The following is a 16,441-nucleotide window of genomic DNA, read 5'->3' as shown; positions in this document are numbered from 1 at the left end:
TTTGCACAGAAGATATTTGCCGCTGTCGCTTCGCTTTCGCGCAGAAAACATTTGCCGCTGTCGCTTCGCTTTCGCGCAGAAAACATTTGCCGCTGTCACTACAGATAAACAATGCGTCCGGAATCGGCTTTGTGCTTTGGCCTGCATAACCCTTCCTGATTTTGAGGACGATATTAAATTAAAAATAATAAAGGGCTCCGTTCTGATTGAAATAGATTAACTTTTAAGAATGTTGATCTATTTCACCACCAGCCTTTTTCAAAGCTCTTTGAAGTTGATAAATTTTCATCATACTAATTAATCCAGTTAGTAGGGCTCCCAATAGGACTGACCCAATAATGACGAGGATCAATGGCCACTCAGCTTTTCCAAATAAATAATTAACCGTTACCATGTCAACATTGATAACTGAAAAAACTGCGATAATTAAGACCACAATTAGTGCTAATATTAAGTTCCATTGCTTTTTCATAAGCCACCTCATTATTGTTAATAAACTATTACATTCACTATTATAGAATCAGAATTAGCTTAGGACAATCACTATTTCGCAGCAAGGGTATACCCTTTGATATTCAACTCACCACCTATAGTTGTGGTAGACTTCTGTACCTGTCGCTACGCTTTCGGTACACAAAACATTTGTAGCTATCGCTTTGCTTTCGCTACACAAAACATTTGCTGAAAGAAGTTAAAATTTTTGTTGAAGGTGAAACCTAAGGTTAAGCTTCTCCGTATAGTAAGTAGATTGGAGGCTTTTTTATGACTACATTTACCCTTACCTACCCAAAAGCTTTCGAAAGCTTTTCAAATATCCCTATTGTGAATGAACAAAATGAGACGGTTTGCGTGCTACAAAAGGTTGAACGTTCATCCGTTGGAAAAGTAATCAATTCTGTTATGCTAGTTACAGCACAACAGTCATTACCGCATCGCTATGAATCACGCACTACTTTAGGGGCACCACTTTTTCAAGTGCAATCTACACTATTAACAAAGGGTGTTAGCCATCAGCTTATTATGCCAGATGGATCCATTTTACCGATACAACGGAAGACGGTTCAATTACTTGAATCCTCCTACTCTTTTACAATGGATGGGCTAGCTTTTCGCTTTGAAAAGGATTTTACTTCAACCGCTTATTTATATTGTAATGATGAAAAAATAGCTAGCGCTAGTAATGTAGAAACTGAACTTGTGCGTACTGGTATATCTTTTAAACTTTTTAACTCTGACGATACGCTCTTTGTTGCTTTGCTAGCAACTTTATATCAGGCTTTATTCTCAATGAGTAATTAGGAGGCTTATCACCATAGAGTGGGGTTGATTTCCGTTCCGACTTGGCGCTTTCCTAGGGGTGTTCGGCTTTAGCGGTGGAAAAAGTAATTTTAGCGGTGAAGTGGACGGCTTTAGCGGCGGAAAATGCAGTTTTGGCGGCGAAGCTCTAGCAGCGTAAAACAAAGTTCAACTAACGGAGAGAAAGCTCTTAATTAACATAAATACATACCGGTTTAAATAGATAATGAAAAAAAACTCCTATTGTTAGTTTATTGCATTTTACAACTACTTGTCGCTGATTTCTCATAAAAGCTAGCTCGTTCTTTTTTGTCTTTCACTACTGCTAGAATCATTCAATATATTCCGGGACACGAAATAAATTCGCTTTGTTTTGACCATTTTACGCCGACCTACTAAAAAAGGAGTACACTAAAGAGGTAGAAATACTATACATTTGGAGGCATTTAACATGGATACAAAAGCAGCAGATATTAAAAATTTAATGACGTTAGATCTACTTGTTCAAATTCTAGAAGAACGCGGTATTATGACAGAAAGAGAATTGCAAGAACGTCTTACAAATAACGTTAAGCTTTCCTCAATGGATGCAGATTTAAAAGAAAAGGTCATTGAAGAAATAAAACATTAATGGAATGGATGACATTTCAAAAGGGGCCGCTTCCTAGGTAATAAAAATACTGTAAGCGGCTCCCTTTTTATATATGCACTTTTAGGTCCTTCACATGTACAGCAGTCCCTGAAATCGAAATATTCAGTTTACCATCGTCATTTTTGACATGTACATGCACTCGCCCATCCTTTCCAAGTTCCTGACCTTGTTCAACGGTAAGTGTTTTTGGCAATTGAGCTTCTCGATCGATATAATTAGCAAAATATGCTCCCATAACACCAGAGGCAGTGCCTGTAGTTATATCTTCAATTGTTCCAGAATAAGGTGATGAAAAATGTCGTGCGTGCATATCTGCATACTTATCAAATGCCTCTAAGCAAAAAGGATGCACGGATGCTTTTGGCATTTCTTCAAGGACATCCGGAAAATCTGCAGTTTGCGGAGTCATTTTTTCAAAGTATGATAAATTTTTTATAGGTACTAGTAATGTCCAAATTCCTGTACTTCCATAGACTATCGGTAATTCAGGATGTATTGCTTCTTCTGTTAGTCCAATAGATTGTGCAAGCTTAGTTTTTGAACCGTTAAATGCCTCAAACTGAGGTGCTGCATGTTGCATAGTGATATGAATTTTCCCTTTTTGTTCTTTTATCTCAATTGGGAGAATTCCTGCTTTCGTTTCAATAGTTAGCTTTGACTTATTTTCTAGTAAACCTTGTGTTTTCAGTGCATAGATTGTTGCCATTGTTGCATGTCCACATAAATTCATCTCATGCCCTGGCGTGAAATAACGTATACGTAAATCTGCTTTATCCGATTTTAGCGTAAAGGCTGTTTCGTTAAAGCCTACTTGCTTAGCAATAGCTTGCATTTCTATTTCACTATACTGATCTCCTTCTACGACGACACCTGCTGGGTTCCCCATATTAGGTATCATGCTAAACGCATCATAATGATGGACGGTAACCATTTTCATTTTCTTTTCCCTTCCTTTTATAAAGTCTGGAAGCCAGGTACATAAATGCTAATTTCAACTAGCGACTTGCTTTTTCACCTTTATACTACCATTTACTCAATATAATTTACTATATTCCACTTTATTCTTTATATCTACGTTTTATGGCTACATAATAGCTTAGTAAATAAAATCCTCGCAGCATAAATAACCATTTTTAAAAATAAATAGATAATTTTTACAAGTAATATATTTACTTTATTACCATATTGATGTAATATAGCTATTAAATACATAGGAGGTGATAGTTATGAAAAAATTAGGACATTTGGTTTTAGCAGCTACTTTGTCATTAGGAGTATTTGGTTTAGGTAGTAATACTGCGCATGCAGCCCCTTTCGAAAATGCTGTAGTAAATATTGATGGTCTTTCATCAAACCAAACTAGAGCTATAACAGCGAACGGACAAGGTAGTATTAGTGTTGTAAATACAGGTAAAGTTGGTATTGGTTATGTTCTTAAGAAAGATGGCGTGAACATTGGTCCGGTTATAGGTTTAGCTGCAGGAGCTTCTACTAATTATCAAGTTCCAATGACTAAAAATGCTAAATATACTTTAGAGCTAACTTGTTTCTCAGGAACTAGCTGTTCTGGTATGGGTGTAATATCTAATTACTAAGTATCTAGTAGTCCGGGGTGACTAACCCCCGACTACTCGTAGTAAGGTTCCGTATACGGCGGTTTATTTCAAACTTGTAGACTTTTGAGCCCTTGATGATTCCAGTAGGTGTTGTTAAGGGCTTTACTTAATTTAGGCTTTTCGTATTCTCTAATACCCTTTGCAAGCATTTTCCCATTCATAGGCTTAATAAGGGATACCTTATCGAATAAGCTTTCTTATTCTTGTCCTAGGTTTCTTCCAAACCTTCCATAAGTACATACTAAATATTCTCCTAACTAATCTGTTAGCGATATCAAGATTGGTTTCGTGTCTGCTAGTGTAAAATAACCAAATCATTCGATCAAGTAATGATTCAATATTCCACGTCACTATGCACATCCTTTCGATTGGCTTACCACTACTTATGTCTTCATAACCCAGGTTTAATCACCTATAGATTGCGCTCGTGCTGCGCATAAAAAAGCAATATGCATTTATTACTATGCATACTGCTAAAGGTAATTATCGAATTGTTTTTAATGCCGTTGACCAAGAGATAAGTTGATCTAGCATTTGATTTATTGAATCTGCTTGCACATCCTTTGGTTTAAATACTGTGCCGTTTTCGAAATCTGTAAATAAAGATAAAGCGGGATGGACGCGAACATCTGCAACTAATAATTCACCAAGAATTCCACGTAAATGTTCAGCAGCTCTTGCTCCACCAACAGAACCGTAAGAAACAATACCTGCCGCCTTATTATTCCATTCCACGCGTAAGTAGTCTAATGCATTTTTTAACGCCCCAGTAATGGAATGGTTATACTCTGCGACGATAAATACAAAACCATCACATGCGGCGACTTTTTGTGACCATGTAGCTGCTCCAGAAGCATCGCCACCTGGCTCACCTAGAAGTGGTAATTTAAAATCTGCGATATCAATAATTTCATATTCCGCATCACCACGTTTTCCAGCGACTTCCTTTACCCATTCGCCTACTTGTGGACTTAAACGACCTTCACGCGTACTCCCTAAAATTACCCCTATTTTCAACATGTTGTTCCTCCTTTATTCATCCCTCAAATTGTGACCGAATCACTCATTTAAAACTAAAAACGGTTCTCTTAGCCATGTTGTACAGGAATCCAATTCTTTATTCAATACATTGATGGTTAATGAAACCATTGTTTTTTACTTCGAATTAAATTATCTTTAATCCAAGATAAAAATATCATATATTTATAAAAATTTCCAGTTATTTAATTCGGATTAAATTATTTTATTTAATCGGTCTTTCTAATGCTGCAAGTTCATCCTCAATCGATGCATATTGTCTTTCTACAACATATTTTGCATCCGAGATAGCCGCATTATAAATATGTGGAGCAATATTTTCCTTTATAAAGTCTAATACTCTTTCTGCTTCAAATTCTGTAATATCCTCATCACGATTATTATAGAAAAAACGTTGAATATCAGCAATTATTGTTTCCTGTTGTTCTTTTGTGAAACGAATAAACAATTCAAAAATCCCCTCTCATAGCAATTTATACTCACCTATCATAATACTCTAAAATTAATTCATGCATACACAAAAAGACTGAATTATATTAAATACTATAATTCAGTCTTCATATTCCGCATTATGTCAATTATATTAAAGTTTCACAATAAATTATGTTTGGCTCTTCGGCAAAACGAGGGGTTGATTTCCGTTCCGGCTGGGCGCTTTCCTGGAGGCGTCCGATGAGCCACTTCACTCGCGAAGCTCGCTCCAGGGTCTCATCTGTGACGCTGATCCCCAAGGAGTCGCCCAGCCTCCACTACAATCAACCATTTAGCATGTATCTATTGGCATGTTACTCTAATTAATAATGATACAACGAAACAGCGACGGCATCTTTGTGCGAAATCTTAGCGTTAGCAATAATAGGTTTACAATTGCGTCACTGTTATAAGTCTTTTCTGTTTGATTATGGTGAATAGTAATAGTGTTCACTTTTGAAATGAATAAAATTTATAAAAGTTATACGCTATTGCTGATTGGAGTGGAAGGCTACTCGACTCCCGTGGGAAAGCGAGACAGGCGAGACCCTGCACGGAGCGCAGCGGAGGAAGCTTCTGCTCTGCGCGAAAGCGAAGCGTCAGCGGCAAAGCGAGTAGCCTGGAACGGAAATCACCCTCATTTTTAGAGCACAACATCCACAAAGATTTCCTTAAGCGTTTTGTTTTCTACATAAAAAGGCTGAATTATATTACATATTATAATTCAGCCTTTTTATTATTACTGGTTACATTTAAATGAATAGTTTGTTGATAGAAAACTCTTTTCCTTTGAGACGATGGCTTCTCCACCATCTTTTTCACATTGCTCGGTCATAGTATCAATTTTTTTGGCATTCATCGTATTCGTCATCAATGTCATACCTACCCCAAACACAGCAATCAGCAAACCAATCATTATCCATAACTTGCCGGCTTTATTGCCGGCAGGTCTTTCATTCGCCATAGATATTCCCCTCTCTTACACGAATAAAAATGGTTCTGTATGAATAGCAGATTGGACAAATTCAACAGAATATTTTTTATCCTCACACATTCTTGCCATCTTTTTAGCTACTCCTGCAATCATCACTTTCTCCACATGATGTCCTGGATCTACGATTTGTAGACCAATTGCTTGAGCGTCCTGTGCAGTATGGAAATACATATCTCCTGTTAAAAATACATCTGCCCCAGCACGTTTTGCAGAATAAATATATTTATTGCCGTCACCACCGACAAGCGCAACTTTTTTCACCTTCGATTGTAAATTACCAACAACGCGGACAGCGGGTACATCTAGCTGCTGTTTGACGAATTGCGTAAATTCATGAAGAGTCATTTCTTGTGGTAAATAACCAACGCGTCCTAAGCCCATTACATTCGTTTGCTGGTCTAAGCGAATGATATCATAAGCAGGTTCTTCATATGGATGTGCGTTTAACATTGCCTTTAATACACGATTTTTTATAGATTCCGGAAATACAACTTCTACCTTCACTTCTTCTTCAACATGTAATTCTCCAATAGAACCTACATGTGGAGCTGCACCCTCTAGTGCACGGAATCGCCCTTCTCCTAAGGTAGTATAGCTACACGCTTCATAATCTCCAATACGACCGGCTCCTGCCTTTGCTAATGCCTCACGTAAATCATTGGCATTTGCAGTCGGTATAAAAACGGCAAGCTTCAACATATTTTCCGCATATGTTTCTTCTAAAATAGAACGGTTTTCAAGCTGTAGAGCATCTGCTATTAAATCGTTAACACCGCCTTCAGCCACATCTAGATTCGTGTGTGCTGCATAAACGGCAATATCATTTTTTATAAGTTTTTCATATAAACGCCCGGCAGGATTGTCCGTACGAATATTTGAAAGACGTCTGAAAATCGGTGGATGATGCGCTATTATTAGCTCACATCCTTGAGCAATAGCTTCCTCAGCTACTACTTCATTAACATCTAATGTAACTAATACTTTACTTACAGATTTATTTAATGTACCGATTGCAAGACCAATTGGGTCATTTTCCATACAGGCTAGTTTTTTAGGCGACCATGATTCGAACAATTGTATAATTTCCTGACCGTTAACTGTTTTCATCTCATAGAACCCCTTCCACTAAATTGAGTAAAGCTACTAACTCTGCACGTTTTTCTTCAATTTCAGGTGTTTGATCTGCCCCTTCAATGGACTTTAATACACGCTGCCAATTTTCTTTTTCACGTGACCATTTTTTTATAAATGATGGTGATTTTCGTTGCATTAATTTCGGACCAAATAAAATTTCCGGTTCCGATAACGTCATTGTGCTTCTTTGCAAAACAAGAATTTCATAAATTTTTTCGTCTTCCTCTAAAATCTCTTCGTCCTGGATTGCCCAATTATTTGCTAATGCCCATTCGCGAATCACTTTAGCATGAATATTTGGTTGCAAAATAAGCCTTGTTACCCCTTGCAACTTTTCAGGATGCTTTTCCAAAATGGAGACAATAAGAGGTCCACCCATTCCAGCAATAGTAACTGTATCTACATGGTCAGCTTCTTCAACAGCCGCTAAGCCATTCGCGAGTCGTACTGTAATTTTTTCTGTTAAGCCTTCCTTTTGCACTTGTCCTACTGCTGATTCAAATGGTCCTTTCACAACTTCCCCTGCTATTGCGTAAGAAGCAATACCTTTATGAATTAAGTAGCATGGCAAATATGCATGGTCGCTGCCAATATCAGCCACAACTGCACCAGAGGGTACATATTTTGCTACTGTTTCCAATCGCTTTGATAAATTTTTTGCATTCATTTTTTTTACCGCCTGTCTTAAATAGTGTCCACTCTTAGTATGTATGATGTCGTGAAAAAAAACAAATGGAGTTGACTCAAAAATTTTGAGCAACTCCATTTTCCATTTACTGAATGAAGAAAAATAAATTGTAGCTGTACCGATGACGATTAAACGCTTTCAGTACAGCTACTTTTTTAGACTATTTTAGAGTTGAAATGTACTCAGCGATTGCTTTTGCTTCCGCTTCGTTTTTCATACCAGGCGTCATTGGAGTTCCTGGGATTCCGTTTGTTAAAACATCTACGATACGAGCTTCATCTTTGCCATGTAAGCTTGGACCAAAACCACCACTTAGGTCATCACCATGACAACTAATACAAGATTGTACTAAAGCTGAGCCGTCATCAGTAGCTTCTGTTTTTTCGCCTCCACCTTCTTTTTCTGCAGCGATTTCCTTTTTGTTCTCTGCGCCCATTAAAGACATAAAGAAAATAAGACCAATACCAAATGCTAAAATTAAGATGTAAGGAACGACTGGATTGTTTTTCATATGTTTCCCCTCCTCATTGTAAATCTACTTCTATGATAATATAGAATCAGTCAACATCTAACATTGTACTTCATTAACCATGAAACGAAAAGACCATTCGCTAAGTTTTCCTTTGTTTGTAACAAATTCGACATTTCTGTAACTATTGGATAAAATATGTCTTGAAATCCCCAATATTTGGACTATCTATTATCTTTTTAACGACTTCCTTACATGTTGTTATCTTTCCTCTCTTTACGCATCATATACCAAGAAAATCAAAATAACTTATTGATATTTGCTAATAGAATAAGCCATAGCAATAAGTCCTATTATCATGGCTCATCACCATAACGTATGGTTGATTTCCGTTCCGGCTGGGCGCTTTGTTGCTGACGCTTCGCTTTCGCATTGTTTTTAGTCTTCAGCAATTTACATGGGATAAATTTCCAGATCACATTTTGATAAAAAAAAGAATCTGTTAGCTATTTGAAAGCAAACAGATTCTTGTCATTGTTAGCGAAACTATTTTACAAAATGAGTTCCTATAATAAGTTTATGGTATAATAGCTAATCAGTGCCAGTAAACCTAGGGCACCTGAGACCGTGAAATAAAGTAGCTTCATTTTTAAACCTGACCAAAGCCAAACCCCGCAGTTTGCTGCAATCAAGCAAAACAAAGCAATATTATTCCCATTAAAATATGTAGTGTAAATTCGAATAGACATACTAAACAATAAAACAGCACCCAACAAATGGAAAACAGGGGCTAATAAATCATTTTTACGTGCCATTCTAAATGCTGTCAGAAATAATATCACAGCAGCTATTCCAACAACAACCGTTAAAATTATCATTAAGGATGCTATTGTAAAATAAATAGACAACAGTGTAATCATGGCAATACATATACCTGCAATAATAAATAGTAGCCTTCTCTTTTCTGAAGGCAATATAGCCTGTTTATGATGTACTGGTTCTAACTCCTCTACATCTGCCCCCTCTGCATATAGAGCCGCTAAAAAATCACAGTAATGTTCTGGTAATAGCTTATTCTGCTTCCAAAACAAAATCTCATTCAAGATTATTTTTTTTCGAGGATTTGTCATAGTGTATACTCCAAACATTGCTTAATAATGGTTATTATTACAATTTTATCTTAATACCTTTAATAACACATCTGTATAAAGTAGCAAAAATAATAAGACTGTTTCATTCTAATTACTCGCTATAACATTTATCGAAAAAATATCTATTATGTTTAGTATGTTCTAGGGAAAAATAATGAAAATTTTGCGCCGCTATTTACTTCACATTCACAGGTATTCTCCTATTTCATGCAAATATAATAGTAGCCTAAAAAAGGGCTATCCAATTAGTCATTACTAATTAGATAGCCCAACTTTTTATCTTTATTCTAAGAAGTCTTTTAAACGTTTGCTGCGAGAAGGGTGACGTAGCTTTCTAAGAGCCTTAGCTTCAATTTGGCGAATACGTTCACGCGTTACACCAAATACTTTCCCTACCTCTTCTAATGTACGTGTGCGACCATCATCTAAACCGAAACGTAAGCGAAGGACATTTTCTTCACGGTCAGTTAATGTATCTAACACATCCTCTAATTGCTCTTTTAACAATTCATAAGCTGCATGGTCAGATGGAGATTGAGCTTCAGAATCCTCAATAAAGTCTCCTAAATGTGAATCATCTTCTTCTCCAATTGGTGTTTCAAGAGATACTGGTTCTTGTGCAATTTTTAAAATTTCACGTACTTTTTCAGGTGTTAAATCCATTTCTTCGCCAATTTCTTCTGGTGAAGGCTCACGACCTAAGTCTTGTAATAATTGGCGTTGTACACGAATTAATTTATTAATTGTTTCTACCATATGCACTGGAATACGAATTGTACGTGCTTGGTCCGCAATTGCACGTGTAATCGCTTGGCGAATCCACCATGTTGCATAAGTGGAGAATTTAAAACCTTTACGGTAGTCAAATTTCTCAACAGCCTTGATAAGCCCCATATTCCCCTCTTGAATTAAATCAAGGAATAGCATTCCACGGCCAACATATCGCTTTGCAATCGATACAACAAGACGTAAGTTCGCTTCAGCTAGGCGTTTACGTGCTTCTTCGTCACCTTGCTCAATACGCTCAGCTAATGCAATTTCTTGCTCGGCAGAAAGTAAATCAACTCGACCAATTTCTTTTAAATACATACGTACAGGGTCATTTATTTTAACACCTGGTGGTACACTCAAATCATTTAAATCGAAAGTCTCTTCGTTTGCTTCTTCTTTCATTAAGCTTTCTTCTTCAAACTCTTCTTTCCCAATGATTTGAATGTCTTTAGCCTTTTCAAGGTCCTCAGCAAAGTGGAAAATCTCTTCGTTCTCCAATTCATAAGGCGCTAGTTTCTCTGAAATTTCTTTCATAGAAATTTCACCTTCTGTTTTTGCTTTTTCTTGTAGTATTTTTTTTGCTTCATCTAATGTAATTTCTACTTCTACCTCTTTTGAACGTTCTGACTTGTCCGCCATAAACCTTCCTCCTTCTAAACAACCGAATCGGGTTAAATCGCCGATAACGATTTTCTTAAATGAATAATCTGTTGGGCGATTTCAAGTGCACGTGCATACTCATGCATCTTCTCCGCTTCCTTTGACTCATGCATCTTTTGTTGAATTTCTTGCTCAATTCTATATTTTTGCAGCTGACGAATTGAGTCTGCGACCTCTGCATCTGCTTGGTCGGGATCTCGTTCCGCTAAAGCCGCTTCCATTACAATCTTGCGTAATTCAGAGTCATCTAATATCTCAACAAAACGCTGATAATCAGGATGACCATATTCCTCATAAAATCCTACTAAGCGAACAAAAACTGCCATATAGGCATCTCGTACAAATGGATCTTTTTGCTCACTACGTAATACCCTGTCCACTACATCTATATTATGAAGCATATGAGCCAGTAATAAACGTTCGGCACGTTCAGCTGCGTCCATAGGCTTATGTTGCTGAGTGACCGGCATCGAAGGCGTTTGAACAGGCATTTCTACTTTTGCAGAACGAACCTGACTTGCCTCTAGCTTTCGGAATTGAGCATAAATCGCTTCTTCCGAGATGTTTGTTTCATTCGATAGCTGTCTTATATACAAATCTCGTTCAACTGGTGATGATCTACCTACCAGTTGCTCAAGAACTTCTTGAATATATTGAAGCGTATCATTTTCAAACTGAAAGTTCTTATTTCGTCTAGCATGCATCATCATAAAAGCAATATACGCATGAGGGTTTTCCAAAATTTGTTCTTTAAATGCTTGTCCACCTAAACTTTGAATGTATTCATCGGGATCTAGCTTATCTGGTAACACCGCAATATTGACTTTCATACGTTCCGTTTGAAGTAACTGTGCCGCTCTTTTCGCCGCATCAAACCCAGCATTATCACCGTCATAGCAAATCGTAATCTGCTCTACTAAGCGCTTTAGCTTTGTGATATGCTGATTCGTAAGCGAAGTGCCCATTGTTGCTACAGCATTCGTTACACCCACAGAAGTTGCTGCTAAAACATCCATAAATCCTTCCATCAATACTACTTGACGATTTTTTCTAATCGAGGTTCGTGCTTTATCTAGGTTATATAGCACTTCACTCTTTTGAAAAATTGGTGATTCTGGACTATTTAAATATTTTGCCTCTTCACCAGTTGATGCAAGGATTCGTCCTGAGAACGCTATAATCTTACCGTTCTCATCACGAATGGGAAACATAATACGCCCTCTAAAACGATCAAAATAGCGTTCTTCCCCTTCACGCTTGATTACTAAACCACTTTCCGCGATTTCTTGTAAGTTATAACCTTTTCTTTCAAGCAATATCGTTAATGCATCAAAGCTTGGAAGAGACCATCCAATGCTATTAGATTCTATAAGTTCCCTTGTAAATCCTCTTTCTAGCAAATAATTTAAAGGTTCTTCACCATCTTCAGTATTTAACAGTAAATGATGAAAAAAATCTGCTGCAAAAGCGTGAGCTTCTTTCATCCTTTCTTCCGCTTTAGATACCTTTTTCGTTACTTCAGGTAAACTTGGCCCAATATCTAACTGTATGCCAACACGTTCACCAAGTTTCACGACAGCGTCAGGAAAAGAAATACCTTCTATATCCATAACAAAAGTAATAGCATTACCGCCTGCACCACAACCAAAGCAATGAAAAATTTGTTTGTCTGATGACACAGAAAAAGATGGCGTTTGTTCTCCATGAAATGGACAGAGCCCAAACCAATTGCGCCCACGCTTTGTAAGCTGCAAGTATTCGCTTATGACATCAACAATCTCCGATTGTGAGCGAATCTGTTCAATCACTTCTTCAGGAATCTTCCCTGCCACATTCATCACCATCTTTAATTACGTTCTAAAACACAATTCGCTATCCGATTTAAAAATCCTTTATTTCTCGACAAAAAAATAGGATTTTTCTCTTAATAAATATTTTTACCACAATTTTATTATTATAAAACAAAAATTAGTTTTTATCTATACTATTTTCAAAACCGACTCAAAAAAACCGCCTCTTACATGAGGTGGTTTATCATCATTCGTTTCTTATTTACAGTTCGAGATATGCTCAATAATGACGTTCGCTGTTTCTTCAACAGCTTTGTTTGTCACATCAATAACCTTACAACCGATTTTAGCGACAATTTTTTCAAAATGCTGGATTTCTTCTAATATTCGATTATGCTGCGCATAGATAGCATCATCATTCAATCCAAGAGACATTAATCGCTCTTTTCTAATTGAGTTTAATTTATCAGGAGAAATAATTAAACCAATACATTTTTTCGGATCTATTTGTAATAGTTCTTCTGGTGGCTCCACTTCTGGTACTAAAGGTACGTTCGCCACCTTATAGCGTTTATGTGCTAAATATTGTGATAACGGTGTTTTAGAGGTACGTGAAACACCGACTAACACAATATCAGCCTGTAATAGACCACGTGGATCTCTACCATCATCATATTTTACCGCAAATTCAATAGCCTCTATTTTTTTAAAATAATCATCATCTAGCTGGTGCACAATTCCTGGTGCTTCTAATGGGAATTCTTCCACAAATGTTGTCATTGTTTTTAAAGCAGGCCCTAAGATGTCGACAGCATAGACATTTTCTTGCTCACACAGTTCATGTAATAACGATCGCATCTCCTGGCGAACAAGCGTATACACAATAAATGCATTCTGTTTCGCTGCAAGGCATACAATTTTCCGAATGAGCTCCTCTGATTGTATATGAGGAAAACGGCGAATAACCGTGTTTTCCAAACTAGGTCGAAACTGGCTAATAACCGCTTTCGCTACTTGATCACCAGTTTCACCGACTGAATCAGATACAACAAAAACCCGTAGTCTTTTCATGCTGCTCTCCTTCAAATATTTAGACATTCTGTACAAGTGATAAGAAAGCTCGTGTAATCGTCGTTTTTGTAAGACGACCAACGATTTTCAAACCACCTTCTTGTGGCTCTACTACTGGTAGCGAATCAACTTCCCGTTCAATTAGTTTATTCGCAGCAACAACTAAAGAATCTGATCTCTCACAGTACGAAATATTTGGCATACGTGTCATAATTATATGTACAGGAATTTTGTTTAAATCCTGCGTACCAATACTTGTACGTAGTAAATCTTTACGAGAAAGTACCCCTGTCAAAAATTCATTTTTATCTACGACAAAGAGTGTTCCAACATCCTCTGAAAACATGAAGCAAATCGCATCATAAACAGTCATTGTTTCCGGTACAACAACTGGTCCTGAATGAAAATCTTTCACCTTTAAATTGTTAATACTATCCGTCAATGTAACGGATGCTTTTTTACCTGAATAGAAATAGCCAACACGAGGTCTAGCATCTAAAAAGCCCGCCATTGTGAGTATTGCTAAATCTGGTCTTAAAGTTGCTCTTGTCAGATTGAGATGTTCTGCAATATGTTCGCCTGTGATTGGGCCGTTTTCTTTCACAATTTGTAAAATGTTTTCCTGACGTTTATTGAGTTCGATTGGACTCACCGCCTCAAATCTAATAGTGTTATACTTATGCTCAATTATTATATACTATTTTAATAATTATTGCGAAGAAAAGAACTACATGCTACAATATTGACACATACGCTTGCTCTAAATGTATTTTCGAGCGATTTGCGTTATATAGGCGATGACGGGAAAAAAAGTATCTGTTCCACTTTAAAGCGAGTAGAAGATGGTGAAAGTCTACATAGCAACAGAGAAAAGGCACTCCTTGAGCTAACTTTTTGAAAAGAGGTTTTAAACAACGCGTTTAAAACAATCAGGGTGGAACCGCGGGTTTTAGCACTCGTCCCTGGGCATTCATTGTGCCCGGAGACGGGTGCTATTTTTTAATTTAGTCCTACCTAAATTAAAAAATATCTCTAGCGAATTGTATAAATTCGCTTAAACAAAATTAATGTTCACTCTGTGAAAACTTTGAAGGAGGCTATTTTTATGGCAAACAAATCAATGGAAACAATAGTATCTTTAGCGAAGCATCGCGGCTTTGTCTTCCCTGGTTCTGAAATCTACGGAGGCTTAGCAAACACTTGGGATTACGGTCCATTAGGTGTTGAATTAAAAAACAATGTTAAAAAAGCATGGTGGCAAAAGTTTGTCCAAGAATCAGAGCACAATGTTGGGATAGATGCTGCAATTTTAATGAACCCAAAAGCTTGGGTTGCTTCTGGTCACGTTGGCAACTTTAATGACCCAATGATTGATTGTAAGGCATGTAAAGCGCGCCATCGTGCTGACAAAATCATCGAGGACGCTGCGCTAGCAAAAGGCGATGAAATCATTGTCGATGGTATGACATTTGATCAAATGAAAGAAACGATGATTAAGTATGACGTAGTGTGCCCGGATTGTGGTAAAGCTGATTTCACAGATATTCGTCAATTTAATTTAATGTTTAAAACATTCCAAGGTGTAACAGAATCTTCTACTAATGAAATTTATTTACGCCCAGAAACAGCACAAGGTATTTTTGTGAACTTTAAAAACGTACAACGTTCAATGCGTAAACGTACACCATTCGGTATTGCACAAATCGGTAAATCATTCCGTAACGAAATTACACCAGGTAACTTCACTTTCCGTACGCGTGAATTTGAACAAATGGAACTTGAATTTTTCTGTAAGCCTGGCGAGGACCTTGAATGGCACGCATACTGGAAAGAGTTTTGTAAAAATTGGTTGTTAAATTTAGGCATGAAAGAAGATTCTATGCGTCTTCGTGATCACGAGGACGACGAATTATCTCACTACTCAAATGCTACAACTGATATTGAATTTAAATTCCCATTCGGTTGGGGCGAACTATGGGGCGTAGCAGATCGCACGGATTTCGATTTAAAACAGCATATGGAGCATTCTGGTGAAGATTTCACTTACATTGACCCAGTATCAAACGAACGTTATGTTCCATATTGTATCGAGCCTTCTTTAGGTGCAGACCGTGTAACATTAGCATTCCTTTGCGATGCTTATGACGAGGAAGAGCTTGAAGGCGATGATAAGCGTACAGTTTTACGCTTCCACCCTGCTCTAGCACCATTTAAAGCTGCAGTCCTACCACTTTCTAAAAAGCTTTCAGATGAAGCTACTGATGTTTGGGCAGAGCTTCGTAAATCATTCCCAGTTGATTTTGACGAGTCACAATCAATTGGTAAACGTTACCGTCGTCAAGATGAAATTGGTACACCATTCTGTATCACGTATGACTTCGACTCAAAAGAAGATGGTCAAGTTACAGTGCGTCATCGCGATTCAATGTCTCAAGTTCGTATGCCAATTACAGATGTTAAAGCATACATCGAAAAACATCTTCAATTCTAAAATTCATCAGTATATAAAGAGGGAGTCGCATTTTAAGCGACTCCCTCTTATTTTGGTTCTATAATATTTGTTGGGGTATTCACATAATTCCACGCATAAAAAAAGCACAGATTCACCGATTTATATATACTTGAATTGTCGAGAAACAA

At 37.3% G+C, this 16,441-nt stretch carries 17 protein-coding genes; 4 read left to right on the top strand and 13 right to left on the bottom strand.

Annotated elements, in window-relative coordinates; all coding sequences use genetic code 11:
- Positions 1–223 precede the first annotated feature (223 nt).
- Positions 224–472, bottom strand: a complete 249-nt coding sequence (locus tag ACIQ7T_RS07830) for a LapA family protein (protein ID WP_370081517.1) — start codon at positions 470–472, stop codon at positions 224–226.
- A 290-nt stretch (positions 473–762) separates the two neighbouring features.
- On the opposite strand from ACIQ7T_RS07830, the gene ACIQ7T_RS07825 reads away from it, so the two are divergent.
- Positions 763–1,299, top strand: coding sequence for a tubby C-terminal domain-like protein (locus ACIQ7T_RS07825; RefSeq protein WP_370081515.1), 537 nt, complete (start codon positions 763–765; stop codon positions 1,297–1,299).
- Positions 1,300–1,747: 448 nt separating this feature from the next.
- Positions 1,748–1,927, top strand: coding sequence for a hypothetical protein (locus ACIQ7T_RS07820; RefSeq protein WP_132356806.1), 180 nt, complete (start codon positions 1,748–1,750; stop codon positions 1,925–1,927).
- Between the two features lie 67 nt (positions 1,928–1,994).
- On the opposite strand, the gene ACIQ7T_RS07815 is transcribed toward ACIQ7T_RS07820, so the two are convergent.
- The gene (locus ACIQ7T_RS07815) at positions 1,995–2,885 is read right to left on the bottom strand and encodes a PhzF family phenazine biosynthesis isomerase (RefSeq protein WP_402869557.1); all 891 of its coding nucleotides are present in this window, start codon (positions 2,883–2,885) and stop codon (positions 1,995–1,997) included.
- Between the two features lie 289 nt (positions 2,886–3,174).
- Here ACIQ7T_RS07815 and ACIQ7T_RS07810 point away from each other — a divergent pair, with 289 nt between their 5' ends.
- Entirely contained in the window at positions 3,175–3,543 is a 369-nt protein-coding gene (locus tag ACIQ7T_RS07810; RefSeq protein WP_402869555.1) for a hypothetical protein, read from the top strand.
- Between the two features lie 504 nt (positions 3,544–4,047).
- Here ACIQ7T_RS07810 and ACIQ7T_RS07805 read toward each other — a convergent pair.
- The 11 genes from ACIQ7T_RS07805 to ccpN all read right to left on the bottom strand — a co-directional run bounded on the left by ACIQ7T_RS07805 (position 4,048) and on the right by ccpN (position 14,453).
- Positions 4,048–4,584 carry an NADPH-dependent FMN reductase gene (locus ACIQ7T_RS07805; RefSeq protein ID WP_402869553.1) on the bottom strand — a complete coding sequence of 179 codons (537 nt, stop codon included), beginning with the start codon at positions 4,582–4,584 and terminating at the stop codon, positions 4,048–4,050.
- Positions 4,585–4,807: 223 nt separating this feature from the next.
- A complete protein-coding gene (locus ACIQ7T_RS07800) occupies positions 4,808–5,050 on the bottom strand; it encodes a DUF2164 domain-containing protein (RefSeq protein ID WP_402869551.1) in 243 nt (80 codons plus the stop codon).
- A 762-nt stretch (positions 5,051–5,812) separates the two neighbouring features.
- A complete protein-coding gene (locus ACIQ7T_RS07795) occupies positions 5,813–6,037 on the bottom strand; it encodes a hypothetical protein (RefSeq protein ID WP_402869549.1) in 225 nt (74 codons plus the stop codon).
- Between the two features lie 15 nt (positions 6,038–6,052).
- The gene (locus ACIQ7T_RS07790) at positions 6,053–7,174 is read right to left on the bottom strand and encodes a Nif3-like dinuclear metal center hexameric protein (RefSeq protein WP_402869548.1); all 1,122 of its coding nucleotides are present in this window, start codon (positions 7,172–7,174) and stop codon (positions 6,053–6,055) included.
- 1 nt (position 7,175) lies between these two features.
- On the bottom strand, positions 7,176–7,868 hold the full coding sequence (locus ACIQ7T_RS07785; protein WP_402869546.1) for a tRNA (adenine(22)-N(1))-methyltransferase: 693 nt from the start codon (positions 7,866–7,868) through the stop codon (positions 7,176–7,178).
- Between the two features lie 181 nt (positions 7,869–8,049).
- Entirely contained in the window at positions 8,050–8,400 is a 351-nt protein-coding gene (locus tag ACIQ7T_RS07780) for a c-type cytochrome (RefSeq protein WP_402869545.1), read from the bottom strand.
- A gap of 524 nt (positions 8,401–8,924) precedes the next feature.
- Positions 8,925–9,488 (bottom strand): hypothetical protein, encoded by a 564-nt coding sequence (locus tag ACIQ7T_RS07775; RefSeq protein ID WP_402869543.1) that lies wholly within the window; start codon positions 9,486–9,488, stop codon positions 8,925–8,927.
- A gap of 303 nt (positions 9,489–9,791) precedes the next feature.
- On the bottom strand, positions 9,792–10,919 hold the full coding sequence (gene rpoD / locus ACIQ7T_RS07770) for an RNA polymerase sigma factor RpoD (RefSeq protein ID WP_049663796.1): 1,128 nt from the start codon (positions 10,917–10,919) through the stop codon (positions 9,792–9,794).
- Positions 10,920–10,951: 32 nt separating this feature from the next.
- Positions 10,952–12,784 carry a DNA primase gene (dnaG, locus tag ACIQ7T_RS07765; protein ID WP_402869542.1) on the bottom strand — a complete coding sequence of 611 codons (1,833 nt, stop codon included), beginning with the start codon at positions 12,782–12,784 and terminating at the stop codon, positions 10,952–10,954.
- A gap of 204 nt (positions 12,785–12,988) precedes the next feature.
- Complete coding sequence (locus ACIQ7T_RS07760) at positions 12,989–13,801, bottom strand: pyruvate, water dikinase regulatory protein (protein ID WP_370079391.1); 813 nt, start codon at positions 13,799–13,801, stop codon at positions 12,989–12,991.
- Between the two features lie 19 nt (positions 13,802–13,820).
- Positions 13,821–14,453, bottom strand: coding sequence for a transcriptional regulator CcpN (gene ccpN / locus ACIQ7T_RS07755; protein WP_370079393.1), 633 nt, complete (start codon positions 14,451–14,453; stop codon positions 13,821–13,823).
- A gap of 453 nt (positions 14,454–14,906) precedes the next feature.
- On the opposite strand from ccpN, the gene ACIQ7T_RS07750 reads away from it, so the two are divergent.
- Entirely contained in the window at positions 14,907–16,292 is a 1,386-nt protein-coding gene (locus tag ACIQ7T_RS07750) for a glycine--tRNA ligase (RefSeq protein WP_370079395.1), read from the top strand.
- Positions 16,293–16,441 lie beyond the last annotated feature (149 nt).

The sequence above is a fragment of the Lysinibacillus sp. NPDC096212 genome (assembly GCF_044763105.1).
GTDB lineage: Bacteria > Bacillota > Bacilli > Bacillales_A > Planococcaceae > Lysinibacillus.
The sequence above is the reverse complement of the archived record's forward strand: the minus strand, read 5'-3'. Positions and strand labels throughout refer to the sequence as shown.